21 protein-coding genes and 1 other RNA gene are annotated in these 26,148 nt (G+C 63.8%); 20 read left to right on the top strand and 2 right to left on the bottom strand.

Annotated features, from left to right (window positions below):
• Window positions 1–77: 77 nt before the first annotated feature.
• Window positions 78–473: RNase P RNA component class A (gene rnpB, locus AC1DDS_RS14510), an RNA gene on the top strand.
• A gap of 261 nt (window positions 474–734) precedes the next feature.
• Here rnpB and AC1DDS_RS14505 read toward each other — a convergent pair.
• Complete coding sequence (locus AC1DDS_RS14505; RefSeq protein ID WP_477479537.1) at window positions 735–881, bottom strand: hypothetical protein; 147 nt, start codon at window positions 879–881, stop codon at window positions 735–737.
• Here AC1DDS_RS14505 and mraZ point away from each other — a divergent pair.
• The 12 genes from mraZ to murB all read left to right on the top strand — a co-directional run bounded on the left by mraZ (window position 880) and on the right by murB (window position 14,854).
• Window positions 880–1,320, top strand: a complete 441-nt coding sequence (gene mraZ, locus AC1DDS_RS14500; RefSeq protein WP_477479536.1) for a division/cell wall cluster transcriptional repressor MraZ — start codon at window positions 880–882, stop codon at window positions 1,318–1,320. The two genes, AC1DDS_RS14505 and mraZ, sit on opposite strands and share 2 nt — an antisense overlap.
• A 14-nt stretch (window positions 1,321–1,334) precedes the next feature.
• A complete protein-coding gene (rsmH, locus tag AC1DDS_RS14495) occupies window positions 1,335–2,360 on the top strand; it encodes a 16S rRNA (cytosine(1402)-N(4))-methyltransferase RsmH (RefSeq protein ID WP_477479535.1) in 1,026 nt (341 codons plus the stop codon).
• 3 nt (window positions 2,361–2,363) lie between these two features.
• Complete coding sequence (ftsL, locus tag AC1DDS_RS14490; protein ID WP_477479534.1) at window positions 2,364–2,759, top strand: cell division protein FtsL; 396 nt, start codon at window positions 2,364–2,366, stop codon at window positions 2,757–2,759.
• Window positions 2,759–4,510: a peptidoglycan D,D-transpeptidase FtsI family protein gene (locus AC1DDS_RS14485; protein ID WP_310416304.1), complete on the top strand. Its 1,752-nt coding sequence runs from the start codon at window positions 2,759–2,761 to the stop codon at window positions 4,508–4,510. The genes ftsL and AC1DDS_RS14485 overlap by 1 nt, the downstream gene beginning before the upstream one ends.
• 68 nt (window positions 4,511–4,578) lie before the next feature.
• On the top strand, window positions 4,579–6,030 hold the full coding sequence (locus AC1DDS_RS14480; RefSeq protein WP_477479533.1) for a UDP-N-acetylmuramoyl-L-alanyl-D-glutamate--2,6-diaminopimelate ligase: 1,452 nt from the start codon (window positions 4,579–4,581) through the stop codon (window positions 6,028–6,030).
• Window positions 6,027–7,460: a UDP-N-acetylmuramoylalanyl-D-glutamyl-2,6-diaminopimelate--D-alanyl-D-alanine ligase gene (locus tag AC1DDS_RS14475; protein ID WP_477479532.1), complete on the top strand. Its 1,434-nt coding sequence runs from the start codon at window positions 6,027–6,029 to the stop codon at window positions 7,458–7,460. The genes AC1DDS_RS14480 and AC1DDS_RS14475 overlap by 4 nt, the downstream gene beginning before the upstream one ends.
• A gap of 209 nt (window positions 7,461–7,669) precedes the next feature.
• Window positions 7,670–8,770, top strand: coding sequence for a phospho-N-acetylmuramoyl-pentapeptide-transferase (gene mraY / locus AC1DDS_RS14470; protein ID WP_477479531.1), 1,101 nt, complete (start codon window positions 7,670–7,672; stop codon window positions 8,768–8,770).
• Between the two features lie 4 nt (window positions 8,771–8,774).
• Window positions 8,775–10,175 carry a UDP-N-acetylmuramoyl-L-alanine--D-glutamate ligase gene (gene murD / locus AC1DDS_RS14465; protein WP_477479530.1) on the top strand — a complete coding sequence of 467 codons (1,401 nt, stop codon included), beginning with the start codon at window positions 8,775–8,777 and terminating at the stop codon, window positions 10,173–10,175.
• Window positions 10,176–10,185: 10 nt separating this feature from the next.
• A complete protein-coding gene (ftsW, locus tag AC1DDS_RS14460; RefSeq protein ID WP_477479529.1) occupies window positions 10,186–11,340 on the top strand; it encodes a putative lipid II flippase FtsW in 1,155 nt (384 codons plus the stop codon).
• A gap of 6 nt (window positions 11,341–11,346) precedes the next feature.
• Window positions 11,347–12,471 (top strand): undecaprenyldiphospho-muramoylpentapeptide beta-N-acetylglucosaminyltransferase, encoded by a 1,125-nt coding sequence (gene murG, locus AC1DDS_RS14455; RefSeq protein WP_477479528.1) that lies wholly within the window; start codon window positions 11,347–11,349, stop codon window positions 12,469–12,471.
• The gene (murC, locus tag AC1DDS_RS14450; RefSeq protein WP_477479527.1) at window positions 12,468–13,883 is read left to right on the top strand and encodes a UDP-N-acetylmuramate--L-alanine ligase; all 1,416 of its coding nucleotides are present in this window, start codon (window positions 12,468–12,470) and stop codon (window positions 13,881–13,883) included. The genes murG and murC overlap by 4 nt, the downstream gene beginning before the upstream one ends.
• Window positions 13,880–14,854, top strand: coding sequence for a UDP-N-acetylmuramate dehydrogenase (gene murB, locus AC1DDS_RS14445; protein ID WP_477479526.1), 975 nt, complete (start codon window positions 13,880–13,882; stop codon window positions 14,852–14,854). Before murC ends, murB begins: the two co-directional genes overlap by 4 nt.
• 77 nt (window positions 14,855–14,931) lie before the next feature.
• On the opposite strand, the gene AC1DDS_RS14440 is transcribed toward murB, so the two are convergent.
• On the bottom strand, window positions 14,932–16,242 hold the full coding sequence (locus AC1DDS_RS14440; RefSeq protein WP_477479525.1) for an MFS transporter: 1,311 nt from the start codon (window positions 16,240–16,242) through the stop codon (window positions 14,932–14,934).
• 736 nt (window positions 16,243–16,978) lie between these two features.
• Between AC1DDS_RS14440 and AC1DDS_RS14435 the strand changes: the two genes are divergently transcribed.
• The 7 genes from AC1DDS_RS14435 (at window position 16,979) to recN (ending at window position 25,972) form a co-directional block, all read left to right on the top strand.
• On the top strand, window positions 16,979–17,902 hold the full coding sequence (locus AC1DDS_RS14435) for a D-alanine--D-alanine ligase (protein ID WP_477479524.1): 924 nt from the start codon (window positions 16,979–16,981) through the stop codon (window positions 17,900–17,902).
• The gene (locus AC1DDS_RS14430; protein WP_477479523.1) at window positions 17,890–18,822 is read left to right on the top strand and encodes a cell division protein FtsQ/DivIB; all 933 of its coding nucleotides are present in this window, start codon (window positions 17,890–17,892) and stop codon (window positions 18,820–18,822) included. The genes AC1DDS_RS14435 and AC1DDS_RS14430 overlap by 13 nt, the downstream gene beginning before the upstream one ends.
• A complete protein-coding gene (gene ftsA / locus AC1DDS_RS14425; protein ID WP_477479522.1) occupies window positions 18,819–20,150 on the top strand; it encodes a cell division protein FtsA in 1,332 nt (443 codons plus the stop codon). The genes AC1DDS_RS14430 and ftsA overlap by 4 nt, the downstream gene beginning before the upstream one ends.
• A 104-nt stretch (window positions 20,151–20,254) precedes the next feature.
• The gene (ftsZ, locus tag AC1DDS_RS14420; protein WP_477479521.1) at window positions 20,255–21,994 is read left to right on the top strand and encodes a cell division protein FtsZ; all 1,740 of its coding nucleotides are present in this window, start codon (window positions 20,255–20,257) and stop codon (window positions 21,992–21,994) included.
• 310 nt (window positions 21,995–22,304) lie between these two features.
• Complete coding sequence (lpxC, locus tag AC1DDS_RS14415; RefSeq protein ID WP_477479520.1) at window positions 22,305–23,255, top strand: UDP-3-O-acyl-N-acetylglucosamine deacetylase; 951 nt, start codon at window positions 22,305–22,307, stop codon at window positions 23,253–23,255.
• A 162-nt stretch (window positions 23,256–23,417) separates the two neighbouring features.
• The gene (locus AC1DDS_RS14410; protein WP_477479519.1) at window positions 23,418–24,281 is read left to right on the top strand and encodes an outer membrane protein assembly factor BamD; all 864 of its coding nucleotides are present in this window, start codon (window positions 23,418–23,420) and stop codon (window positions 24,279–24,281) included.
• A gap of 20 nt (window positions 24,282–24,301) precedes the next feature.
• Window positions 24,302–25,972, top strand: coding sequence for a DNA repair protein RecN (recN, locus tag AC1DDS_RS14405; RefSeq protein ID WP_477479518.1), 1,671 nt, complete (start codon window positions 24,302–24,304; stop codon window positions 25,970–25,972).
• Window positions 25,973–26,148: the final 176 nt, after the last annotated feature.

Below are 26,148 nucleotides of genomic sequence, written 5' to 3'. Positions count from 1 at the left end.
CCACGCGATGTTGCTCGACTTGTCCGTGCCGGCGATTTTTCTGGTCATCGCAGTTCCCTTTCGCTAAGGAACGCGAGCCAGTTGGCCGGGCAGCCGCGCCCCGCTACGGCCGAAAGGCTGCGGGGGGAGGAAAGTCCGGGCTCCACGGAAACACGGTGCCGGATAACGTCCGGCGGGGGCGACCCTAGGGAAAGTGCCACAGAAAGCAAACCGCCTTCTCTGGAAGGTAAGGGTGAAAGGGTGGGGTAAGAGCCCACCGCGGCCATGGCAACATGGACGGCACGGTAAACCCCACCGGGAGCAAGACCGAATAGGGATGACGCGGACGGCGCAAGCCTTCCAGCCCGTTTCCGGGCCGGTCATCCGGGTGGGTTGCAAGAGGCCGGGCGCAAGTCCGGTCCCAGATGAATGGCTGCCACGTTCCGGCGTTAGTCGGAGCCATACAGAACCCGGCTTACAGGCCAACTGGCGTATTCTCTCCGCGTATGACCCATAGCGCGCATTCCGATCTGCACGGCAGCGCCGCCGGCAAACCAGCCGTTCCAGCCCAGCTTACGATCCCGAATTTCTATTGAATCCAGCGCTTTGACAGGGCGGGCCGTAACCATTCGTTAAACTTAACGGCTCATAAACATTTGATGGTCTCACTCCGGGAACCCACCCGTTCCCATTGACGCCCAAATGGTCCCATGGTATCCCATCAACATACCGCACAGGGGCGAATGATCGCCCGTTCATCGCAAAGTGCAGAGGTGCCCCGGCAGGGGCTGGCGCGGCGTGATGCCGTCGTTCCAGGCGCGATTCGTGTGGTTGAGTTCTGTGTGGATTTTCCGGTGCTTGCTGTTTTGGTGCCGGTCAGGGAAGCGGCTGTCAGGCGTCATGAACCGGTTCCTGTCGAATGCGACAAACAGGATCGATGCGAAGGGGAGGGTCTCGGTGCCTTCAGCCTTCCGGGCGGTCCTTGCGCAGCGCGACGTCCGGGAGCTCTATTGCTTCCAGGATTTTGTTTTCCCGGCGATCAGCGTCGGTGGTCCGGATCTGCTCGATCGCTTCGAGCGGCAGATAGCCACCGAGGATCCTTTTTCGCCGGAGGCGAACGAGATGTCGCTCCTGATTCACGGGGGCGGGGTCTTCATGCGGCTCGATTCCGAGGGGCGGTTGATGGTCACGGATTTTATTCGCGACTACACCGGCATCACGATGGATGTCACCTTCGTCGGTCGGTCCGATCACTTTCAGCTTTGGGCGCCGCAAACGTTCGAGGCGATGCAGGCGGCGGCCAGGACGGAGCGCAGATTGCGAGGTCTGGGCTCGAAGTAAGATGGAGAAGCGGGATGTCGACGGAAAATGGCGGAGGCAATCCTGATGCCGATGGCGGACCGGTCCGGCACATCCCGGTTCTTCTGAGCGAGGTGATCGAAGCGCTCCATCCGCAGCCCGGTCAGGTCATCCTTGATGGCACGTTCGGTGCCGGTGGCTATACTTCCGCCATCCTGGGCACGGGGGCTTCGGTGATCGCGCTGGACCGCGATCCGAGCGCGATCGAGGCCGGGCAGGCACTGGTCGCTGCATCCGGTGGCCGTCTGTCACTGATCCATTCGCAATTCTCCGAGCTTGCTCGCCATGCGCCTCCCGGCGGGCTCGATGGGGTCGTGCTCGATATCGGCGTATCGTCCATGCAGCTCGACGAAGCCGAGCGGGGATTTTCGTTCCAGAAAAGCGGTCCGCTCGATATGCGCATGTCGAGCGCCGGTGTTTCCGCCGCCGACGTCGTCAATCGGGCAAAGGTCTCCGACCTCATCCGCATCTTCGGCTTCCTCGGCGAGGAGAAGCAGGCGGGCCGGATTGCACGCGCGATCGAGAAGCGCCGGGCGGAACAGCCTTTCGCCAACACCCGTGACCTTGCCGGACTGATCGAGGTTGTCACGCCCCGCAAGGCGAAGGACAAGATCCATCCGGCGACGCGCGTCTTCCAGGCACTGCGGATCTTCGTCAACGACGAACTGGGAGAATTGGCACGGGCGCTGTTTGCCGCCGAGCGTGTGCTCAAGCCAGGCGGGCGTCTCGTCGTCGTCAGTTTCCACTCGCTCGAGGACCGGATCGTCAAGAAATTCTTCCAGGATCGTTCCGGCCGCACGACGGGCTCGCGTCATCTGCCGGAGCTAATCAAGAAAGACGTAATCTTCGCGCCAGTTGGCAAGTCCATGATCGCCGCCAGTGAAGAGGAAGCGGCGGCCAATCCGCGTGCCCGTTCCGCGAAGCTGCGGGCCGGCGAACGCACGGAGGCGCCGGCCGGAGCGGATGACCTGTCCATTTTCGAGCTGCCCGAGCTGGCAAGTCTTGAGAAGATTGGAGGCTGATGGATGTTCCGTACCTTTGATGCCATCCTCGTCGTCGTCATGACCGCCGCCGCGACCGTGACCTACACGATCAAGCACAAGGCTGAGAACAAGCTCGAGGAGGTACGCAAGCTCGACGCCGAGATCCGGCTCGAGGAGCACACGATCGATCTCCTGCGGGCCGATTGGGCGCTTCTGACCCAGCCGGCCCGCCTCAACCGCCTGGTGAAGGTCTACGATCAGGATCTTCAGCTGCTGCCGACGGAATCGACCCAACTCGCACAGCCGGTGGAACTGCCGATGCGCACTGCCGAGCTTCCCGCCGTCGAGGACGAGGACGGGGCAGGCAAGAATGTCGCCAAGGCAAAGGACGGCGTGAAGGGGACTGATAAGATGGCAACTGGTTCGGTGGCGCGCTGATGTCGTTTCTCTCCCGCATTATGGATGTGAAGAGCAAGGCTCACTTCTCGCATGGCGGCGCCGGCCGCCCGGCGGACCGGCCGGATGCCACGGCCTTCCAGGGGCATCGCAAGCGCAGCGGCAAGCAGGCACGCAGCCGGGTTGCCGTTCTCATGGCATGTTTCGGACTGGCCTATTGCGTGGTTGGCGGACGTCTTGTCCAATATGGCGTGACCATGTCGGAATCGGTTTCCAGCATTGGTCCCGCCGACAATCTGCTCGCTTCCCGCCCCGACATCGTCGACCGCAATGGCGAGATCCTGGCAACCGACATTCGCACCGTTTCGCTCTATGCCGAGCCGCACAAGATCGTGGATGCGGACGAGGCGCTCGAAATGCTCCAGACGGTGCTGCCTGACCTGGATCCGAAGGGAACCTACAAGAAACTCACCGCCAACTCGCGCTTCCAGTGGCTGCAGCGGCAGCTGACGCCGAAGCAGCAAAGCCGCATCCTGGCGCTCGGCATACCCGGTGTCGGCTTTCGTCCCGAAAAGCGCCGCTTCTATCCGAGCGGCTCAGCCGCCGCCCACATCGTCGGCTACGTCAACATCGACAACCGCGGCATTGCCGGCATGGAGCGCTACATCGACAATCAGGGCCTTGCCGATCTTGCAGCGATCGGCATGACCAGCGACGCGAAGATGGAGCCGGTGCGGCTGTCGATCGATTTGCGCGTGCAATCGATGCTGCACGATGTGATCGTGGCCTCGATGGCGAAATACCAGGCGGAGGCCGCCGGCGCCGTTGTGCTAGACGTGCACACGGGCGAAATTCTGGCCATGGCGTCGGTCCCGGACTATGACCCGAACAACCCCGCCGAGAGCGCCAAGGACGGCTGGCTCAACCGCATGTCGGACGGCACGTTCGAAATGGGCTCGACCTTCAAGACCTTCACGACGGCGATGGCGCTCGATTCGGGCAAGGTCACGCTGAAGGACAGCTTCGACGCCCGCTTCCCGATCCGCATCGGCGGCTTCACCATCAAGGATTTCCACGGCAAGCACCGCGTCCTGACGGTGCCGGAGATCTTCCAGTATTCGTCGAATATCGGCACGGCCAAGATGGCCGATATCGTCGGCATTCCTGCCCACAAGGAGTTCCTCACCCGACTCGGCCTGTTGTCGAAGATGCAGACCGAGTTGCCGGAGGTGAAGACGCCTAGCCAGCCGCGCGAGTGGAAGAAGATCAATTCGATCACGATTTCCTTCGGCCACGGCGTCTCGACCACGCCGCTGCAGACGGCGGTCGCCGGCGCCACGCTGATGAACGGTGGCAAGTATCTGCCGCCCACGTTCCTGCCGCGCAGCCGGGAGGAAGCCGACGCCATGGCCCAGGCGGTGGTCAAGCAGAGCACAAGCGACGATATGCGCTACCTGATGCGCGTGAACGCGATGATCGGCTCGGGCAAGCGGGCGCTGGTGCCGGGTTTCAACGTCGGCGGCAAGACAGGGACGGCCGACAAGGTCGTCAACGGCCGCTACGCCAAGAATGGGCTTAACTTCAACGCCTTCCTTTCCGCCTTTCCCATCGATGATCCGCAATACATGGTGCTGAGCTTCATCGACGCGCCGAAGACAGGTGAGGGCGGCGGGCGGACGGCAGGCCTCAATGCGGCACCGATGGTCGGCGAGATCATCCGCCGAAGCGCCCCACTTCTCGGTGTAAAGCCGAAATTCGGGGAGGACGGCTCTGCCTTGCTCGTGTCTTATTGAGCGCAGAATGAACGGGAAGAGCCGATTCGCGGACGATTCGGCGTAACTCGACAGAAACAGAGCTGCACATGAAGATCACTGACCTTGCCGGCCCCGAAGTTTCAAACCTGGGTAACGCCTCCGCGATCGAGGTGGGTGGCATTTCGGCGGACAGCCGCACGGTCAACAAGGGTGATCTTTTCGTCGCCGTGAACGGCTCGAAGAACGATGGGGCGGCCTATGTCGCAGATGCGGTCGCGCGCGGGGCCGCCGCTGTCGTCGTCGGGCGCGAAGCGCATGTCGCGGCGAGCGTGCCGGTGATCGCGGTGGACGAACCGCGCCGCTTCCTGGCGCTTGCCTCCGCGCGTTTCTTTGCCCGTCAGCCGGAGACCATGGTCGCCGTCACCGGTACGGCCGGCAAGACCTCGGTCGCCTCTTTCACGCGGCAGATCTGGGCACATGCGGGCCACGCGGCAGCCATGATCGGCACGACGGGCGTCACGGCTCCGGGCCGCGAGGACTACGGCTCGCTGACCACGCCCGATCCGGTTTCGCTGCACAAGCTGCTGGCCGAACTGGCCGATGCCGGCGTCACCCATGCGGCAATGGAGGCTTCCAGCCACGGCCTCGACCAGGCGCGCCTCGATGGCGTCCGGCTGTCTGCGGCGGCCTTCACCAATCTCGGCCGCGACCACATGGACTACCACCCGACCGTCGAGCACTACATGGCTGCGAAGATGCGCCTGTTCGACACGCTGCTGCCGAAAGGCGCGCCTGCCGTCATCTTTGCCGACGACGAGTGGTCGGGCGCCGCCATCAAGGCGGCTGAGGATGCGGGCATGGACGTTCGCACGGTCGGTCGCAAGGGAAGCTATCTTACCTTGAAGCGCGTCGAGCATTTCCGTCACAAGCAGATGGCGGAGGTTCACGTCGGTGACGACATCTACGAGGTGCACATCCCGCTTGCGGGCGATTTCCAGATCGCCAACGCGCTGGTTGCCGCAGGCCTTGCAATGTCCACCGGCGTTTCGGCGAAGGACGCGATGGCGGCGCTCGGTCATCTGGTCGGCGCTTCCGGTCGGCTCGAACTCGTCGGCCACGCCAAGAACGGCGCGCTCGCCTATGTGGACTACGCCCACAAGCCCGACGCACTGGAGAACGTGCTGTCCTCGGTTCGCCCCTTTACGTCCGGCCGCGTCATCGTGGTGTTCGGCTGCGGCGGCGATCGCGACAAGGGCAAGCGGGCGATCATGGGCGAGATCGCCACGAGGCTTGCCGACGTGGTCATCGTCACCGACGACAATCCGCGCTCGGAGGTTCCCGAAGTGATCCGGTCCGAGATCATGGCGGCCGCCAAGGGCGCGACGGAAATCGGCGACCGGGCCGCGGCAATCCGTGCCGCCGTCGCGATGCTGTCGGCGGGGGATACATTGATCGTCGCCGGCAAGGGGCATGAAGAGGGGCAGACGATCGGTAGTGTCACGCTGCCGTTCTCCGACCACGCGGAAGTCCGCAAAGCCCTGGAGGAACTCGACCTTTGACGATGCTCTGGACAATCGGGGACCTGATTGCGGCAACCAACGGCCGCCCCATCGGGAGCATGCCGGCGGGGATCACCGGCATTTCGATCGACAGTCGCTCGATCAGTCCTGGCGAAGCCTTCTTTGCCATCAAGGGCGACCGGGTGGACGGCCATGACTTCGCGAGCCTCGCGTTTGCCAATGGGGCCGCGCTTCTCGTCGTGAGCGAAGGCAAGCTGCCGGCGCTCGGACGCCTCACCGCACCGATGCTTGTGGTGCATGACGTGCTGCAGGCCCTCGTCGATCTGGGGTGTGCGGCCCGCGACCGAAGTGCAGCGAAAGTCATCGCGGTGACCGGTTCGGTCGGCAAGACGACGACGAAGGAAATGCTGCGCCACGCGCTTTCGGCCTGCGGCAGCGTGCACGCCTCGGCGGCGTCCTTCAACAATCACTGGGGCGTGCCGCTGACGCTGGCGCGGATGCCGGAGAACACGGCCTACGGCGTGTTCGAAATCGGCATGAACCACCCGGACGAAATCCGGCCGCTGGTGAAGATGGTCCGTCCGCATGTGGCGCTCGTCACCACGATCGCCGCCGCTCACCTCGGCAACTTCGCGAGCCTCGACGAGATTGCCATGGCAAAGGCGGAAATCTTCGACGGGCTGGCGCCGGGGGGCCACGCGCTCCTCAACCGCGACAATGAGCAATTCGCCGTGCTGGAGCAAGCGGCCAAGGTCGCCGGCGTCGAGCACATCCATTCCTTCGGAGCCGATGCGAAGGCAGAATTCCGCCTGATCGAATTTGTGCCCGGTCCGCAGGGCAGCGTGTTGTGGGCGTCGGTCGGCGGGCAGACGCTCGAAATTCCCATGGGAGCGCCCGGCCGCCACATCGCGGAGAACGCGGTCGCCGTCCTTGGCGTGGCCCATCTCGTCGGGGCCGATATCGAGAGGGTGATGGACGCGCTCGCCACGATGCAGCCGGAGAAGGGGCGCGGGCGTCGCTATCGGCTGGCAATCGATGGCGGATATTTCACGCTGATCGACGAGAGCTACAACGCCAATCCCGCCTCGATGCGGGCAGCGATCGCGCTGTTGCGCGATACGGTACCGGGCGAGGGCGGCCGCCGCATCGCCGTGCTCGGCGACATGCTTGAAATGGGCGAATTCTCCGCGCAGGTGCACGCAGACCTCACCTCACCGCTTGGCGAGGCGGGAATCGAGGACGTCTGGATCGGCGGCCCGGAGATGGTGGCGCTGCGCGACGCGCTGTCCGACGCGACGGGCCTCGAATACCGACCTGACGCGGATGGCATGCAGGAATTCGTGCTTCAGGCGGTGCGGCCAGGGGACGTGATCGTAGTGAAATCCTCGAAATCCACGGGTTTCAGTCGAATCGTCAGCGCATTGCTTGACAAGTACGAGCCATTCTCCGACACGGAGCGCGCCGAATGAGGCGCCGGCTGCCCATCGGGCACCCGGCACTTTGACGTTTGCATTTGCGCATGGTCCCGGATGCGAACCGCATCGGGACACATGTGCGAGGGGCACGCCGGGCATGTTCGCCCGTGCACTCCATTCTTCGAATCTGGTGCGGTCACGCTCCGATAGGGACCATTTCCGTCGGCCACGACCCCCGCAAAGCCCTTGGGGAAAGGTCTAGAATGCTGCTTTGGCTTGTCGAACTGGCGGAAGAGATCCAGGTCTTCAACCTGTTCCGCTACATCACGTTCCGCACCGGTGCAGCGCTGTTCACCTCCGCCGCCATCGTCTTCCTGTTCGGTCCGGCGATCATCGCGTCGTTGCGCGTACGCCAGGGCAAGGGCCAGCCGATCCGCGCCGACGGGCCGCAGACCCACTTCAAGAAGGCCGGCACGCCGACCATGGGCGGCATCATGATTCTTGCCGGCATCGTCGGCAGCGCGCTGCTCTGGGCCGATCTCTCCAACATCTATGTTGTCGCGACGCTGCTGGTGACCCTCGGTTTCGGGGCGATTGGCTTCTACGACGACTACCTGAAGGTGACGAAGCAGACGGACAAGGGATTTTCCGGCAAGGCGCGTCTCGGCCTGGAATTCATCATTGCCGGGATCGCCACCTTCTTCATGATGCGGGCGGCCCTATCCGTGGGTACCCCCGGCTCGACGCTCGGTTCCTCGGTCGCCTTTCCCTTCGCCAAGGACCTGCTGCTCAACCTCGGTATCTTCTTCGTCCTGTTCGGCGGCTTCGTCATCGTCGCGGCCGGCAATGCCGTCAACCTCACCGACGGCCTTGACGGCCTTGCCACGGTCCCGGTGATGATCTCCGCAGCGTCGTTCGGCATCATCGCCTACCTGGCGGGCAACGCGGTCTTTGCGAACTATCTGCAGATCCACTTCGTTCCCGGCACCGGCGAACTGGCGGTCATCCTCGGCGCCGTCATCGGCGCCGGCCTCGGCTTCCTCTGGTTCAATGCGCCGCCGGCGGCAATCTTCATGGGGGATACCGGCTCGCTGGCCCTGGGCGGCCTGATCGGCTCCGTGGCCGTTGCGACCAAACACGAGATCGTCATGGCAATCATCGGCGGTCTGTTCGTGATTGAGACGCTGTCGGTGATCATCCAAGTCGGCTCGTTCAAGCTTACTGGCAAGCGCGTATTCCTGATGGCGCCGATCCACCACCATTTCGAGAAAAAGGGCTGGACGGAGAGCCAGGTGGTGATCCGCTTCTGGATCATCGCCGTGATCCTCGCGCTCGTCGGCCTTTCGACCCTGAAGCTGCGGTGACCCGATGATCCCGGTCACGACCTTCAAGGACAGAAACGTCGCGCTCTTCGGGCTCGGGGGCTCGGGGCTGGCGACGGCCGAGGCGCTCGTCGCCGGTGGTGCGAAGGTCATGGCCTGGGACGACAATCCCGACAGCGTTGCCAAAGCCAGCGATGCGGGCATTGCGACCGGCGACCTGCGTCAGATCGACTGGGATTCGATTTCGGCATTCGTCCTGTCCCCCGGCGTGCCGCTGACCCATCCGAAGCCGCATTGGAGCGTGGATCTGGCGCGTGCGGCCGGCGTCGAGATCATCGGCGACGTCGAGCTGTTCGTGCGCGAGCGTCGCGCCCATGCGCCCGATTGCCCGTTCATCGCCATCACCGGCACCAACGGCAAGTCGACGACGACCGCCCTGATCGCCCATATCCTGCAGGCGAGCGGGCGTGATACGCAACTCGGCGGCAACATCGGCACGGCCGTCCTGACCCTCGATCCGCCGAAGGCCGGCCGGTTCTTCGTGGTCGAATGCTCGTCGTACCAGATCGATCTCGCACCCACGATCAATCCGACGGCGGGCCTTCTCCTTAACCTCACTCCGGATCACCTCGACCGGCACGGCACCATGCAACATTATGCCGACGTCAAGGAACGACTGGTCGCCGGCAGCGAGACGGCCGTCATCGCCGTCGACGACACCTACACCACACTGATCGCCGATCGGGTCGAGCGCTCCGGCACAAAGGTGGTCCGCGTTTCGCGCCGCCAACCGCTGGCGAACGGCCTCTACGCGGAAGACGCGCACATCCGGATCGCGCGGGGTGGCACTTCACGCGGAATCGCCGACCTTTCCGCAATCCAGACACTGCGCGGCAGCCACAATGCACAGAACGCGGCAGCGGCGATTGCCGCCTGTCTTGCCGTCGGTGTCAGCGAGGACGAAATCCGCGCTGGCCTCGCCTCGTTCCCCGGGCTCAAGCACCGCATGCAGCCGGTCGGCCGAAAGGGCGACGTCGTCTTCGTCAACGATTCCAAGGCAACGAACGCGGAGGCGGCAGCCCCGGCCTTGTCGAGCTATGACCGGATATACTGGATCGCAGGCGGACTGCCGAAGGAGGGGGGCATCACCAGCCTCTCCGGCTTCTTTCCCAGGATCGCAAAGGCGTATCTGATCGGCGAAGCCGCCGCCGCCTTCGCCGCAACGCTCGGCGACCAGGTCGCCTACGAGATTTCCGGCACGCTGGAGCGCGCCGTTCTGCATGCGGCGGCGGATGCGGAGAAGGAGGGTGGGCCGGTGGCAGTCCTGCTGTCCCCGGCTTGCGCAAGCTTCGACCAGTACAAGAATTTTGAAGTCAGGGGCGATGCCTTTGTCGGCCATGTCGCGGCGCTTCCCGGCGTGACCATGCTGATCGAGGCAAACGGTTAGGGGGATTGCCATGGTTAGTCGTGCCGAGCGTGGTCCGGTGGCCGATTGGTTCTGGACAATAGACAGGTTGTTTCTCGCCGCCTTCATCCTCCTGATGGGGATTGGCTTCATGCTGTCCTTCGCCGCGAGCCCTGCAGTGGCCGAGCGCCTCAACCTCGACAGCTTCCACTTCGTCAAGCGCCATGCCCTGTTCTTGCTTCCGGCAATCGCGACGATGGTGGGCATCTCGTTTCTAACGCCCCGGCAGGTGCGGCGAACCGCGGCGATCCTGCTTGTGGTGTCGTTGGCGATGATGGTGCTGGCACTGTTCATCGGCGTCGAGGTGAAGGGCGCGCGGCGTTGGATCTCGATCGGCAGCCTGTCGATCCAGCCGTCGGAGTTCATGAAGCCCGCCTTCGTCGTGATCTGTGCCTGGCTTTTCTCCGAACACGCGCGCCAGCCGGAAATCCCCGGCAACCTCTTCGCCATTCTGATGTTCGGGATCGTTGCCGCTCTCCTCGTGGCGCAGCCGGACCTTGGTCAGACGGTCCTGACCACGGCGGTCTGGGGCGGCATGTTCTTCATGGCCGGCATGCCGTGGATCTGGATCATTCTGCTCGGCGGCGTTGCGATCGGGGGATTCGTCTCCGCCTACTATCTCTTCGACCACGTCTCCGGCCGTATCGATCGGTTCCTCACCGGCGAAGGCGACACGTTCCAGGTTGATACCGCCCGCGAGGCGATCATCCGTGGTGACTGGTTCGGAAAGGGCCCGGGCGAGGGTATCGTCAAGCGCATCATTCCGGACAGCCATACCGACTTCATATTTTCGGTCGCGGCAGAAGAGTTCGGCATCGTCTTCTGCATGGTCATCGTCGCGGTCTTCGCCTTCGTCGTGATGCGCGGCTTGAACCATGCGTTCAAGGAGCGCAACGATTTCACCCGTTTCGCCGTCGCCGGGCTGGTGCTCCTGATCGGCATCCAGTCTATGATCAACATCGGCGTGAACCTCGAACTGCTGCCGGCCAAGGGGATGACCCTGCCGCTCATCTCCTATGGCGGCTCGTCGATGGTCGCAATCTGCGTCACGGCGGGCTTCATCCTTGCCTTGACGCGTCACCGGCCGGAAAAGCGTGCCGCCGAGCGAAGCCTCTTCCGCTCCGGCATGCTTTCTCCCGCGGAGTAATATCGAATGAGCAAAGGCATCATCCTGCTCGCCGCCGGGGGCACCGGCGGCCATCTTTTTCCGGCCGAGGCGCTGGCGCATGAATTGAAGGCGAATGGTTGGTCTGTGCATCTCGTCACCGACAGCCGCGCCGAGCGCTTCGCCGGCAAATTCCCGGCCGACGAAATCCACGTCGTGCCGTCGGCGACGATCGGCTCGAAGAACCCGGTGAAGGTCGTCTCGTCGTTGTGGACGCTGTGGACGGGCCTGCGGGCGGCGCGGCGGCTGCTGGCACGGCTTCGACCCAGCGCCGTCGTCGGGTTCGGCGGCTACCCGACCTTGCCGCCGTTGCTGGCCGCGACCGGCATGCGCATACCGTCGATGATCCACGAGCAGAACGCCGTGATGGGCCGCGCCAACAAGGCGCTTGCCGCCCGCGTGCAGGCGATTGCCGGCGGGTTCCTGCCGGACGGCGAGGGCGCGTATGCGGCAAAGACGGTCACGACCGGCAATCCGGTCCGCCCGGCCGTACTCGCGGCGGCCGAAGTGCCCTATCAGCCGGCGAAACCGGACAGCGAATTCCGCCTCGTTGTCTTCGGCGGCAGCCAGGGGGCGCAGTTCTTTTCCAAGGCCGTTCCGCAGGCTGTCTGCCGGCTCAGCGAAGCCAAGCGGGCACGCCTGCGCATAACCCAGCAGGCCCGGCCCGAGGATCGTGAAGGTGTCGAGGCCATTTACGAGAGGCTCGCAATCGCCGCAGACGTTTCGCCCTTCTTCACCGACATGGCGGACCGCCTCGCAAACGCGCATCTTGTCGTCAGCCGTTCCGGCGCCTCGACTGTTTCGGAGCTGTCCGTCATTGGCCGGCCGGCCGTGCTGGTGCCCTATCCCTATGCCCTCGATCACGATCAGGCGGCGAATGCTGCAGCACTCGCCGCCAATGGCGGGGCGCAAGTGATCACCCAGTCCGAGCTTTCTCCCGAGAAGCTTGCGCTGATCATCACCGATGCGATCAAGCATCCGGATCGGATGGCCGAGATGGCGGAGAACGCCCGAAAGACGGGCAAGCCGGGTGCCGCACGCTTGCTCGCCGCCATGGTGGAAGCTATTGCGGGCGGCAAGACGATAGCGGAATTCAAAGGAGAACGCGCATGAAGATGCCGAAGAGCATAGGGCTCGTTCATTTCATCGGAATCGGCGGCATCGGCATGAGCGGCATTGCCGAGGTGCTGCACAATCTCGGCCACCGTGTACAGGGCTCCGACCAGTCCGACAGCGCCAATGTCCAGCGGTTGCGCGAGAAGGGCATCACCGTTCACGTTGGCCACAAGGCCGAGAACCTTGGTGACGCCGAGGTGGTGGTCGTTTCGACGGCGATCAAGAAGGACAATCCCGAGCTAATCGCGGCGCGCGAAAAGCTGCTTCCCGTCGTCCGCCGGGCCGAGATGCTGGCCGAGTTGATGCGATTCCGCAATGCGATCGCGATCGGCGGCACACACGGCAAGACGACGACCACATCGATGGTCGCGGCGTTGCTCGAGGCCGGCGGGCTGGACCCGACCGTCATCAACGGCGGCATCATCAACGCCTACGGCACCAACGCGCGCATGGGCGAGGGCGAGTGGATGGTGGTGGAGGCCGACGAATCCGACGGCACGTTCCTCAAGCTGCCGGCCGACGTCGCCGTGGTGACGAACATCGATCCGGAGCATCTGGATCACTACGGCAGTTTCGACGCGGTGCGCGAGGCGTTTCGCCAGTTCGTCGAGAACGTGCCGTTCTACGGCTTCGGCGTCCTGTGCCTGGATCATCCGGAAGTGCAGGCGATGGTCAGCCGCATCGAGGATCGCAAGGTCATCACCTACGGCGAGAACCCGCAGGCCGACGTGCGCTTCGGCAATGTGCGGATGGACGGGGCGACATCGGTCTTCGACGTTGAGATCCGCCGGCGCCGGACCGGCCAGGTGATCGAACTGAAGGATCTTCGCCTGCCCATGCCCGGCCGCCACAACGTTTCCAATGCCACCGCCGCGGTCGCAGTTGCGCAACGGCTCGGGATCTCGCCGGAAGACATTGCGCGCGGCATCGCTTCGTTCAGTGGCGTCAAGCGACGCTTTACGCTCACGGGGACGTGGAACGGCGTCAGCGTCTACGACGACTATGGCCACCACCCGGTCGAGATCAAGGCGGTCCTGAAGGCCGCGCGCGAGGCCTGCCAGGGGCGAATCATCGCGGTTCATCAGCCCCATCGTTACTCGCGCGTCCACAGTCTGTTCGAGGAGTTCGCCGGCTGCTTCAACGATGCGGACACGATCATGATCGCGCCGATCTATGCGGCGGGTGAGGAACCGATCGAGGGCAGCGACGCAGAAACCCTGGTTTCCCGGATCAAGGCGAGCGGACACCGCGACGCGCGCTATCTGGAGGGGCCGGAGAACCTGGCCTCCACCATTGGCACCATTGCTAAGCCTGGCGACTTTGTGGTTCTCTTGGGAGCAGGTAGCATCACCCATTGGGCTGGAGCGCTGCCAAAGGAACTCGCAGGCATTTCGGGAATGATGGCATGAAACAGGTGAATGGCGAAAAGTTGCTGGCGTCTCTTGGCGACGGCATCAAGGACGTGCGCGGGCGGCTGACGCCGGATGCGCCGATGGACCGCGTCACATGGTTTCGGGCCGGCGGACTGGCCGAACTGATGTTCCAGCCGCACGACACCGAGGACCTCGTCACCTTTCTGAAGCTGTTGCCGGACGATGTGCCGCTGACGGTGGTCGGTGTCGGCTCGAATCTTCTCGTGCGCGACGGAGGGATTCCCGGCGTCGTCATCCGTCTTTCGGCCAAGGGCTTCGGCGATCTCGAACTGGTCCGCGAGAACCGAATCAAGGCGGGCGCGATCTGCCCGGACAAGAACATTGCCGCAATGGCGCTCGACAACGGCATCGCCGGCTTCGAGTTCTTCTACGGCATTCCCGGCTCGATCGGCGGGGCGCTGCGGATGAACGCCGGCGCCAACGGCGGCGAGACGAAGGATCTCGTCGTCGAAGTTCACGCCGTCGATCGCAAGGGCAACGCATACGTGCTGTCGAATGCCGACATGGGCTACAGCTATCGCCATTCGAAAGCACCCGACGGCCTGATCTTCACCCATGCGATTTTCCAGGGCCATGCCGGCGACAAGGCGCAGATCCGTGAGAAGATGGACGCGGTGCGCCAGCACCGCGAGACCGTTCAGCCGATCCGTGAAAAGACCGGCGGCTCGACCTTCAAGAACCCCGAAGGCCACTCGGCCTGGAAGCTGATCGACGAGGCCGGTTGCCGTGGGCTGATGATCGGCGGCGCGCAGATGTCGCCGATGCACTGCAACTTCATGATCAACACCGGACAGGCGACCGGCTACGAGCTCGAGTATCTGGGCGAGACCGTCCGCAGCCGCGTGCTCGAGCATTCCGGCATCATGCTGCAATGGGAGATCAGGCGCATCGGCAATTTCATGCCGGGCTACGAGATCAAGGAATTCCTCGGCACGGCCACCGCCTGAGATTTGCGCAAGTCCAAAATAAAAGGGCCGCGCCGGGATACCGGCGCGGCCCTTTTTCGTGCAGTCGTCGTCGATCGTCAGCCGGAGACTTCGTCTTCCGAGGACAACAGCAGGCAGACAAGTGTGATCACTGCGGCCGCCGCCAGATAGTAGCCGACGTAGTTCAGGCTGTAGGCGGTGGCGAGCCAGGTCGCGATGTAGGGCGCGAGCGAAGCACCGAAGATGCTGGCGAGGTTGAACGTCATCGAGGCGCCGGTGTAGCGCACCGAGGTCGGGAAGGGGGCCGCGAGCGCCGCGCCGATCGGGCCGTAGGTCATGCCCATCAGGCCGAGGCCGATGATCGAGCAGGCAAAGGCGCCGGCGAGGCCGCCGGCGAGCATCGGCCCCATGAAGACGCCGAAGACCGCGATGCTGATCGTCGTCAGTACGAGCATCAATCGACGGCCATAACGGTCGGACAGGATGCCCGAGACCGGAATCATCAGGCCGAAGAAGACGACGCCGGTCATCTGGATGACAAGGAACTGCTCGCGCGAATAGCCGAGTTTGGCCGTGCCCCAGGAAAGCGCAAAGACGGTCATCAGGTAAAACAGCACGAAGGTCGCGAGCGCCACGAAGGTGCCGAGCACGAGGCTGCGCTTGTGCCACTTCAGGATCTGGGTGATCGGCACCTGCACGCGCTCGTGCTTGTCGATCGCCTTCTGGAACTCCGGCGTCTCGGTGATCTTCAGCCGGACATAGAGACCGATGATGACGAGCAGGACGCTGAGGATGAACGGCAGGCGCCAGCCCCAGGCGAGGAAGTCCTCGTTGCTGAGCGTCTCTCCGAGAACCAGGAAGGTGCCGGCCGAGAGGATGAAGCCGATCGGCGCGCCGAGCTGCGGGAACATCGCATACCAGGTACGCTTTCCGGGCGGGGCGTTTTCGGTGGCGAGCAGCACTGCACCGCCCCATTCGCCGCCGAGGCCAAGCCCCTGGCCGAACCGGCACAGCGCCAGCAGCAGCGGCGCCCAGACGCCGATCGTCGCATAGGTCGGCAGCAGGCCGATCGCGACGGTGGAAACGCCCATCGTCATCAGGGCGGCGACGAGTGTCGCCTTGCGTCCGACCTTGTCGCCGAAGTGCCCGAACACCACGGCGCCGAACGGACGCGCGAAGAAGGCGATCGAGAAGGTGGCGAAGGACTGCAGCATCGCCGAGGTCGGATCGGCGGACGGGAAGAAAAGGTGCGGGAAGACGATCACCGCGGCGGTTGCGTAGACGTAGAAATCGAAGAATTCGATGGTCGTCCCGACCAGGCTTGCAAAAAGGACACGCGCCGGGGAGTTCACGGCGGAGGTAGTCGAATGCGTTGCGGTCGGTGACACCGTCATGGAAGTGTCACTCATTTTTTTTCTCATACCTGTTGTTGGATTGTTCTTGCCGTCTTGGGAGGCAGCGAGACCGTTCTTAGGGCATCGAACCCGGCGTTGAAACAAAAATAATGCTAAATTAGCCGTGTTCTTGTAATTTTTGCGACAATTGCAATCTGTCCGCGACATATCTTGAATGGCTCGCCAAGGAGGCGTTGGTGAAGACGGCAACTTGTTAACGCCGCCCGCCTCTGGATCCGCGCGCCTTCGGAGCCGACATGATTGAGCGTGAGTTCGCCGTGCATTTGTGCCGGCTCTCGCCCAATGAGGCCGCCCGGCGCGTCCAGTCGTCTCGGTTTCAAATCTTGCTTGCGCAGCAGCGGGCAGAGACATGGTGGCATACTGCCCCTTGTTCGGCTTTGTCTTCGATCCCGGGCCTGCGCGTCCGCTATCTAAGGGCAGTGGACGAACGGCTCAGGTCGACCAGCGCCGACGGTAACATGCATTAGCCTCGGTCTCGCATTTCGTTCGGCTGGCAACGAAGGCTTGCATCGCCGGCAACTCTCTGATTCTAAGGCGATATTCGATGAAGTGTTTCGATTCGGGGCGCGGCCGCCACTGTTTGCGGCGCATGTCGGTTAACGAAAGTAAACGCTTCATTAACCATAATGCAGCTTTAGTTACATCGTCTCGAATGTCCGAGTCGGTTCCTTGAGGGATCAGGTCCGCACAAGCGAGGTCGGTCAGTGTGCGAGAGAGTCCGGGGGTGCAGATGAGCAAGCATGTAGCCATGCTGATGGGCGGAGTTTCCTCCGAAAGGCCCGTAAGCCTTTCGTCCGGCAACGCCTGTGCAGATGCGCTCGAAGCCGTCGGCTACCGCGTAACCCGTGTTGATGTCGGCTATGATGTCGCGACGGTGCTTTCGGACCTGAAGCCGGATGTGGCTTTCAATGCCCTGCATGGCCCGTTCGGCGAGGATGGTACGATTCAGGGCATCCTCGAATTCTTAAGGATTCCCTATACGCATTCCGGCGTGCTTGCTTCTGCGCTGGCAATGGACAAGGCGCAGGCGAAGATCGTCGCCAAGGCGGCCGGCATTCCCGTTGCTGAAGCGAAGGTGATGGATCGCTTTGAATTCACCTCCAGGCACCCGATGAAGCCACCCTATGTGGTCAAGCCGGTACGCGAGGGCTCCAGCTTCGGTGTCGTCATCGTCAAGGAAGATCAGGCGCATCCGCCGCAGGTCATTACCTCCGATGACTGGCGTTATGGCGATCGAGTCATGGTCGAGCGCTACGTCTACGGCCGGGAATTGACGTGCGGAGTCATGGGTGATGTTGCCCTTGGTGTCACCGAGGTGGTGCCGCAGGGACACGGCTTCTACGATTATGACGCGAAATACGCGCAAGGGGGCTCAAGGCACGTCCTTCCTGCGCAAATTTCACCAAATATTTACCAAAAAATACAAACACTAGCACTCAAGGCGCATCAGGCGATCGGCTGTCGCGGCGTCAGCAGATCGGACTTTCGATATGACGACCGCTTCTCCGAGAACGGCGAGGTTGTGTGGCTGGAGGTCAACACCCAGCCCGGCATGACGCCGACGTCGCTGGTGCCCGAGATGGCCGTTCATGCCGGTCATTCCTTTGGTGAATTCTTGAGTTGGATGGTGGAGGACGCGTCGTGCTTGCGTTGATCGGCAGAAAGAGGAGCAAGGCGGCTCGGCAGGGCGCTGCGGGTCTCGTCGATGCTGATTCCGGGCGCGTATTGCCGCGTCCGCTGCGCAGGATCGTGCGGTTCACCGTCAGCCTCGCCGTCGGGCGCGTGCCGATAGCGCGCCATACGGGCACGGTTGCCGCGATCGCTTTCCTGGCAGCGACCGGTTTCTACGGGATGTCGCTCGGCGGCCACACGCAGGATTTCACTCAGGCGACGACGGCGGCAGCGGGCTTTGCCATCGACGACGTGAAGGTTTCCGGTGCGCGCGAAACGTCGGAAATCGAAATTCTCGCGCATCTCGGTCTCGATGGCACCACCTCGCTTGTGGCGGTGGACGTCGAGGACGTGCGCGGCAAGCTTGCGCAGCTTCCGTGGGTGGAGCAGGTCTCCGTCCGAAAGGTCTATCCGGGCACGATCGAGGTCGCGCTCAAGGAACGCGAGGCGTTCGCCATCTGGCAGCACGGCGACGATCTTTCGCTGATCGAGAAGAATGGCAGCGTCATCGCGCCGCTCCGTGACAACAAGTTCTCGGCCTTGCCGCTGTTCGTCGGACGCGATGCCGAGACGGCGGCGGCGAGCTTCGACAAGCAGTTCGACAACTGGCCGGAAATCAAGGCGCGCGTGAAGGCATACGTTCGAGTGGCCGGCCGTCGGTGGGACCTCCGTCTCGACAACGGCATTGTCGTCAAACTGCCGGAAACCAACATCGCCCGGGCTATGGACGTGTTGTCCCGGTTCGACGTCGAGCATGGGCTCCTGGAGCGCGACATCGCCGCCGTCGACCTGCGGCTCGAGGACCGCACCACGATACAGTTGACTGAAGGGGCCGCCGCCCGCCGCAAGGTGGTGCTGGAGCAGCGCACCAAGGAACTCAAGAAGGTGACCGATCGCTCATGAGTATCTTCGGCTCCTCCCATTTCGGCCTGCCGCGTTTGAAGCCGCTCAATTCCAAGCGGTCGCACGTCGTTTCGGTGCTCGACATCGGCTCGACCAAGGTCGTCTGCATGATCGGCAAGCTGACGCCGCGACCGGAAAGCGAAATCCTTCCCGGCCGGACGCACTCGATCGAGGTTATCGGCATCGGACACCACCGCTCGCGGGGCGTCAAAAACGGGGTGATCGCGGATCTGGACGCGGCTGAAAGCGTTGTTCGCCTTGCCGTCGATGCCGCCGAGCGCATGGCGGGCCTGACGATCGACAGCCTGATCGTCAACGTCTCCGCGGGTCGCCTGCAAAGCGACATCTATACCGGCACGATCGATCTCGGTGGCCAGGAAGTGGAAGCGGCGGACCTGCGCAAGGTGCTGGCTGCGGCCGGCCAGCGCTCGCTGCGCCAGGATCGCGCCATCCTGCATTCCCTGCCGACCGGTTTCTCCCTCGACGGCGAGCGCGGCATCCGTGATCCGCTCTCCATGTACGGCGATGTGCTGGGCGTCGACATGCATGTGCTGACGGCCGAGCGGACCGCGCTGAAGAACCTCGAACTCTGCGTCAACCGTGCCCACCTCTCGGTCGAGGGTATGGTGGCCACGCCCTACGCGAGCGGCCTGTCGGCGCTCGTGGACGACGAGGTCGAACTCGGTTGCGCCTGCATCGACATGGGCGGCGGAACAACGACGATTTCCGTCTTCGCCGAAGGCAAGCTCGTCCATGCGGACGCCGTCGCGCTTGGCGGCCATCACGTAACGACCGACATTGCCCGCGGTCTGTCTACCCGCATCGAGGATGCCGAACGGCTGAAGGTCGTGCATGGCTCTGCGCTGCCGAATGCCTCCGACGAGCGCGACATCGTGGCAGTGCCTGCGCTTGGCGAAGACGACCGGGACCAGCCGACGCATGTGCCGCGCGCGCTGCTTTCTCGCATTGTCTGTGCCCGGATCGAGGAGACGCTCGAACTGATTCGCGACCGCATCCAGCGCTCCGGCTTCTCGCCGATCGTCGGCAAGCGGATCGTGTTGACGGGTGGCGCAAGCCAGCTGACGGGGTTGCCGGAAGCCGCGCGCCGGATTCTTGCGCGTAATGTTCGCGTCGGGCGTCCGCTTGGCGTGTCTGGCCTGCCGGCCGCGGCCAAGGGGGCGGCATTCTCCACAGCAGTGGGGCTTATGATCTATCCGCAGGTTGCGGAGCTGGAAACGCATGCGACGCAAGGCGGCATGCTTGCGTCGCTTGCAGGCGGTAACAGCCGCATCGCCCGGATGGGGCAGTGGCTGAAGGAGAGTTTCTGACGGGTTTGCCGCGAGTGCGTGCGTAGCGGGAAAAACGGAATCGAGTTTTTGGGATATTGGCCGGTGTGGCGATGCAGGCCAGAACAGACAAAGGAACAGGTACAATGACGATCAAGCTGCAGAAGCCCGACATCACTGAGCTGAAGCCCCGCATCACCGTCTTTGGTGTTGGTGGCGGCGGTGGCAATGCGGTCAACAACATGATCACCGCAGGGCTGCAGGGCGTCGATTTCGTCGTCGCCAACACGGACGCCCAGGCACTGACCATGACGAAGGCCGAACGGATCATCCAGATGGGTGCCCAGGTCACCGAGGGTCTCGGCGCCGGTTCGCAGCCCGAGGTCGGCCGTGCGGCCGCCGAGGAGTGCATCGACGAGATCATCGACCATCTGAACGGCACCCACATGTGCTTCGTCACCGCCGGCATGGGCGGCGGCACGGGCACCGGTGCTGCTCCGATCGTCGCCCAGGCCGCCCGCAACAAGGGCATCCTGACCGTCGGCGTTGTCACCAAGCCGTTCCACTTCGAAGGCGGTCGCCGCATGCGGCTGGCCGAGCAGGGCATCCAGGAACTGCAGAAGTCGGTCGACACGCTGATCGTCATCCCGAACCAGAACCTGTTCCGCATCGCCAACGACAAGACGACGTTTGCCGATGCCTTCGCGATGGCCGACCAGGTCCTCTACTCGGGCGTCGCCTGCATCACCGACCTGATGGTCAAGGAAGGCCTGATCAACCTCGACTTCGCCGACGTCCGCTCGGTCATGCGCGAGATGGGTCGTGCGATGATGGGCACGGGCGAGGCTTCCGGCGAGGGCCGCGCAATGGCGGCCGCCGAAGCGGCGATCGCCAACCCGCTGCTCGACGAAACCTCGATGAAGGGCGCCCAGGGCCTGCTGATCTCGATCACCGGCGGCCGCGACCTGACCCTGTTCGAAGTCGACGAGGCGGCGACCCGCATCCGCGAGGAAGTCGATCCGGACGCCAACATCATTCTCGGCGCGACCTTCGACGAGGAACTGGAGGGGCTGATCCGCGTCTCCGTCGTTGCCACCGGCATCGATCGCGCCGCCGCGGAAATGTCTGGCAAGAACGCCGACTTTCGTGGCGCAAGCAAGCCGCTGATCCGTCCGTCCGCTGCCGTTCCGGTTCAGCCTCAGGTGTCGCAGCCGGTTGCACCGGCTCCGGTGATGAGCCAGCCGGCGGCACCTCAGCCTGTCGCTGCCCAGCCGCTCCGCACTGCCGATCCGATCTCCGAGACGATCCTGGCGGCGGAACTCGGCCTCGAGCGCGAACTGGCTCTGCCGGAGGCAAGGGCGGCTGCAGCTCCGCAGGAGGAATTCCGGCCGCAGAGTCGCCTCTTTGCCGCAGCTCCGGTCGCGGAGGCCCCGGTCGCCGCACGCCCGGCGCCGATCCAGCAGCCGCAGTTCCAGCAGCCGGTCGCCGCAGCGCCGGTCGCCCCGCGGGCAGAGCCGGCCGCACCGGTCATCCGCCAGGAGCCGGTCGCGACTCGCATGCCGCGAATCGAGGACTTCCCACCCGTCGTCCAGGCAGAGGTTGAGCACCGCAGCCAGCCGGCGCAGGTTCAGGCCGAGGAGCGCGGTCCGATGGGCCTGCTGAGACGCCTTACCTCGTCGCTCTCGCGCCGCGAGGAGGAGGAGCCACAGGCCGCGGCAGAGGCCGCGCCCGCGCCGCAGCGCCGGACGTTGTCGCCTGAGGCGAGCCTCTATGCGCCGCGTCGCGGCCAGCTCGACGACCACGGCCGCGCCAATCCGCAGCCGCGCGCACTCAGCGAGGACGACCAACTCGAGATCCCTGCGTTCCTGCGCCGGCAGTCGAACTGAAATTGTAACGGAAGATGTCAAAAGACCCGGATCCGTGATCCGGGTCTTTTGCTTTTATCGTTTTTAATCAAACATTTAAGTTTGGTGGTCAAGGCGTAACATATCGAAAGAAACAGTGATTTGTAAGGGAAGAGGCGCACAACTACATTCCGGCCGAAAACGAGGGCATGGCCTTGATTCAAGGGCGATTTTTACCGCCCGGCGGTGACCTCGGTAGCGCAGCCTCAAACGCGGATCTCAGTGGTTGCAAGGCGCGCTCGACAGATAAAGACGACTGGCGTGGTGCCAGTGCAGAACAAGGCAATAGGAAATGTCCATTAGCTTGCTGGGTTTTCAGACGACGATCTCGAGCCCGGTCACGATTTCGGGAACCGGCGTCCATTCCGGCGCCGTCGTTTCGATCACCTTCCACCCGGCTGAGGCCGATAGTGGCATCGTATTTCAACGCGTGCATGACAACGGCAGCGTCAGCGAATATCGCGCGGTCTCCGGGCAGGTCGGCAATACGGATCTTTGCACCGTTCTCGGCTTTTCGCCGGACAAGTCGATCGCGACCGTCGAGCACGTGATGGCAGCGCTCTATGCGCTTTCGCTGGACAACGTCCTGATCGAGGTTCACGGCGCCGAAATGCCGATCATGGATGGCAGCTCAGCGCCGTTCATCGACGCGATCGACCAGGTGGGATTGCGCCCGCTCGCCGTCAAGCGCCGCTATATCCGCGTCGTCAAGCCGGTTCGCGTTGAAGCCGGTGCGTCCTGGGCGGAGTTTCTGCCGCACGACGGCACGCGCTTTGAAGTGGAAATCGATTTCGATTGCCCGCTGATCGGTCGCCAGGCCTGGAAGGGGGAATTGACGCCCGCAACCTTCCGCAGCGAACTCTCGCGTGCCCGCACGTTCGGCTTCATGCGCGATGTTGAGCGGCTTTGGGCCGCCGGCTACGCGCTCGGGTCGTCACTCGAGAATTCGGTGGTCATTTCCGACGACAATGCGGTGATCAACGTCGAGGGCCTTCGCTACCGGGACGAGTTTGCCCGTCACAAGACGCTCGACGCGGTCGGCGATCTGGCGCTTGCCGGGGCGCAGTTCATCGGCTGCTACCGCTCCTATCGCGGTGGCCACAAGATGAATGCGCATGCGCTGAAGGCGTTGCTGAACGATCGCACCGCCTATGAAGTGGTGGAGGCAACTGCACCGCGCCGCGCCGGCAAGCGGGAGCTCACGGCCGTCAACGCACCCGGGTTTGCTCCCTGGTCTGCATAAGGCCGGGGATGTTTCCCACATCTTGGTGTTTTCACACATAGTTTGCCACAAAATTGCGTCAATGCGCCTGCATGGCGTTGCGGTCCGCGCGAGTTTGAGGATAGAACGCAAGGCTATTGACGGCGCTCGGCAAGGGCGCCGCGCTGATTTTGGGATTGTCAGATGAATATTGCAGGGACTGTTGGTGCGAAGCATTGGACGCGAATTGCCTGCGTCGCCTTCCTGTTGACAGCGCCGGTTGCGCTGACGGCTTGCCAGAGTGATCCCGACATCGACATTACCAAGCTGGCCGGCGAGACCGATCCGCCTGAAGTTCTTTACAACCAGGGCCTAGCCAACCTGAACGCGGGCAAAGTCACGGAAGCCTCGCGGAAGTTCGAGGCCATCGACCGTCAGCATCCGTTCTCCGAATATGCCCGCAAGGCACTCGTGATGAACGCTTTCGTCAGCTACCGCCAGGGGCAGACCGAGGAGGCGATTGCCGCCGGCAACCGCTACCTGAACCTCTATCCCGAATCGGAGGATGCGGCCTACGCGCAGTACATCGTCGGCCTCGCCTATGCGAAGCAGATCCCGAGCGTCACGCAGGATCAGCGGGCGGCCACCAAGACGATCGAGGCGATGCAGAACGTCGTCACGAAGTATCCGAAGTCGGAGTATGTCGAAGACGCCCAGACCAAGATCCGCTTTGCGCGTGACCAGCTGGCCGGCAAGGAGATGCAGGTCGGGCGCTATTATCTGGAGCGGAAGGAATACCTCGCTGCCATCACGCGCTTCCGCACGGTCGTGGAGCAGTACGGCAACACCAACCAGATCGAAGAAGCTCTCGCGCGTCTCGTCGAATCCTATTATGCAATGGGTCTTGCCAGCGAGGCGCAAACCGCTGCGGCCGTCCTCGGTCATAACTACCCGGACAGCCAGTGGTATGCGGATTCCTACAAGCTGCTCCAGTCCAAGGGGCTGGAGCCGCGTGAAAACGCTGGTTCCTGGATTTCGCGCGCCGGCAAGAAGCTCATCGGCGCCTGAGAAAAGAGATATGGTCCCGGATGCTGGCACAGCTTTCGATCCGCGATATTGTCCTGATCGAACGGCTTGATCTGGGGTTCGATGCCGGCCTGTCCGTGCTGACCGGTGAAACCGGCGCCGGCAAATCCATCCTGCTCGACAGCCTGTCGCTCGCCCTCGGCGGGCGAGGGGACGGCGCGCTCGTACGCCACGGTCTCGACAAGGGCCAGGTGACCGCCGTGTTCGATGTGCCGTCCAGCCATGCGGCGCGTACGTTGCTGCGCACCAACGGCATTGATGACGACGGCGATCTCATCTTCCGCCGCGTGCAATCGGCGGATGGGCGCACCAAGGCCTATGTCAACGACCAGCCGATCTCAGTGCAATTGATGCGCCAGGCCGGCCAGCGACTCGTCGAGATCCATGGCCAGCACGACGACCGGGCGCTGATCGACACCGATGCCCACCGGATCCTGCTCGACGCCTTCGGCGGGCTGGGCGAGCCGGCGGGCGAGGTTGCAGTCCTCTACCAGCGCTGGCGGGAGGCCGAACGCGCGCTTCGGCGCCATCGTGAAAGGGTCGAGGCGGCAGCGCGCGAAGCGGACTACCTGCGCTCGTCCGTCGAGGAGCTGGAGAAGCTTTCCCCGCAGGATGGCGAGGAGGAACTGCTCGCCGAGGATCGTGCCCGCATGATGAAGGCGGAGCGCATCGCCGGCGACATCAACGAGGCGAGCGATTTCCTCAACGGCAATGCTTCGCCCGTGCCGGTCATCGCCTCGATGGTTCGAAGGCTCGAACGCAAGAGCCAGGAGGCTCCGGGCCTGCTGGAGGAAACCGTCGAGCTTCTTGGCCGCGCCGTCGACCAGCTTTCCGATGCGCAGATGGCGGTGGATGCGGCGCTGCGCAAGACCGAATTCGACCCGAAGCTGCTGGAGCGGACGGAAGAGCGCTTGTTCGCGCTGCGCGCCGCCTCGCGCAAATACTCCGTTCCCGTTGCCGGGCTCCCCGCGCTCGCCGCAAAGATGATCGCCGATCTCGCCGATCTCGACGCCGGCGAGGAGAAGCTGGTCCAACTCGAGAAGCACGTGACCGATATGCGGGCGGCTTATGACGTTGCGGCGCGCGCGCTCTCGGATCGCCGCCACCATACCGCCGAGGCTCTTGCCGCGGCCGTGATGGCGGAGCTTCCGGCGCTGAAGCTCGAGCGCGCACGCTTCATGGTCAACATCACCACCGATCCTGACGGCGGTGGCGAGGATGGCATCGACACCGTCGAGTTCCATGTCCAGACCAACCCTGGCACGCGCCCCGGACCGATCATGAAGGTGGCGTCGGGCGGTGAGCTTTCGCGCTTTCTTCTGGCGCTCAAGGTGGCACTTGCCGACCGCGGCTCTGCGCCGACGCTGGTCTTCGACGAAATCGATACCGGCGTTGGCGGCGCGGTCGCCGATGCGATCGGCCAGCGGCTGAAGCGCCTGTCCTCGACGGTGCAGGTACTTTCCGTCACGCATGCGCCGCAAGTGGCCGCACGCGCAGCCACCCACCTTCTGATTTCCAAGGGGCCGATCGAAGGCAGCGAGGCGGTCGCCACCCGCGTCGCCCGGATGGACGACGGCGCCCGCACCGAGGAGATTGCCCGCATGCTGGCCGGCGCGTCGGTGACGGAAGAGGCGAGGGCGGCGGCGGCAAGATTGCTGTCGGGCGGGGGCTGAGATCGCGGCCGGCCGTGATCGTCATTCGGCTCTATTCTATGTCTTAGTAGCCCCTCATCCGCCTGCCGGCACCTTCTCCCCGCAGGCGGGGAGAAGGGCGCAATGCCGCCCCGCCGCAGTTTGTCCTTGCCGGCGAGGCCAGACGCAAACTCATTCCCTCCCCCCGCTTGCGGAAA

The sequence above is a fragment of the Mycoplana sp. 10N416 genome, assembly GCF_056394765.1.
Note: the sequence above shows the minus strand (reverse complement) of the source record. Positions and strands in the feature narration are given on the sequence as shown.

Coding starts and splice junctions, on each gene's coding strand:
- mraZ (WP_477479536.1), top strand. CDS start 880: ATGAACCGGTTCCTGTCGAATGCGACAAACAGGATCGATGCGAAGGGG.
- AC1DDS_RS14505 (WP_477479537.1), bottom strand. CDS start 881: ATGACGCCTGACAGCCGCTTCCCTGACCGGCACCAAAACAGCAAGCAC.
- rsmH (WP_477479535.1), top strand. CDS start 1,335: ATGTCGACGGAAAATGGCGGAGGCAATCCTGATGCCGATGGCGGACCG.
- ftsL (WP_477479534.1), top strand. CDS start 2,364: ATGTTCCGTACCTTTGATGCCATCCTCGTCGTCGTCATGACCGCCGCC.
- AC1DDS_RS14485 (WP_310416304.1), top strand. CDS start 2,759: ATGTCGTTTCTCTCCCGCATTATGGATGTGAAGAGCAAGGCTCACTTC.
- AC1DDS_RS14480 (WP_477479533.1), top strand. CDS start 4,579: ATGAAGATCACTGACCTTGCCGGCCCCGAAGTTTCAAACCTGGGTAAC.
- mraY (WP_477479531.1), top strand. CDS start 7,670: ATGCTGCTTTGGCTTGTCGAACTGGCGGAAGAGATCCAGGTCTTCAAC.
- murD (WP_477479530.1), top strand. CDS start 8,775: ATGATCCCGGTCACGACCTTCAAGGACAGAAACGTCGCGCTCTTCGGG.
- ftsW (WP_477479529.1), top strand. CDS start 10,186: ATGGTTAGTCGTGCCGAGCGTGGTCCGGTGGCCGATTGGTTCTGGACA.
- murG (WP_477479528.1), top strand. CDS start 11,347: ATGAGCAAAGGCATCATCCTGCTCGCCGCCGGGGGCACCGGCGGCCAT.
- murC (WP_477479527.1), top strand. CDS start 12,468: ATGAAGATGCCGAAGAGCATAGGGCTCGTTCATTTCATCGGAATCGGC.
- murB (WP_477479526.1), top strand. CDS start 13,880: ATGAAACAGGTGAATGGCGAAAAGTTGCTGGCGTCTCTTGGCGACGGC.
- AC1DDS_RS14440 (WP_477479525.1), bottom strand. CDS start 16,242: ATGAGTGACACTTCCATGACGGTGTCACCGACCGCAACGCATTCGACT.
- AC1DDS_RS14435 (WP_477479524.1), top strand. CDS start 16,979: ATGAGCAAGCATGTAGCCATGCTGATGGGCGGAGTTTCCTCCGAAAGG.
- ftsA (WP_477479522.1), top strand. CDS start 18,819: ATGAGTATCTTCGGCTCCTCCCATTTCGGCCTGCCGCGTTTGAAGCCG.
- ftsZ (WP_477479521.1), top strand. CDS start 20,255: ATGACGATCAAGCTGCAGAAGCCCGACATCACTGAGCTGAAGCCCCGC.
- lpxC (WP_477479520.1), top strand. CDS start 22,305: ATGTCCATTAGCTTGCTGGGTTTTCAGACGACGATCTCGAGCCCGGTC.
- AC1DDS_RS14410 (WP_477479519.1), top strand. CDS start 23,418: ATGAATATTGCAGGGACTGTTGGTGCGAAGCATTGGACGCGAATTGCC.
- recN (WP_477479518.1), top strand. CDS start 24,302: ATGCTGGCACAGCTTTCGATCCGCGATATTGTCCTGATCGAACGGCTT.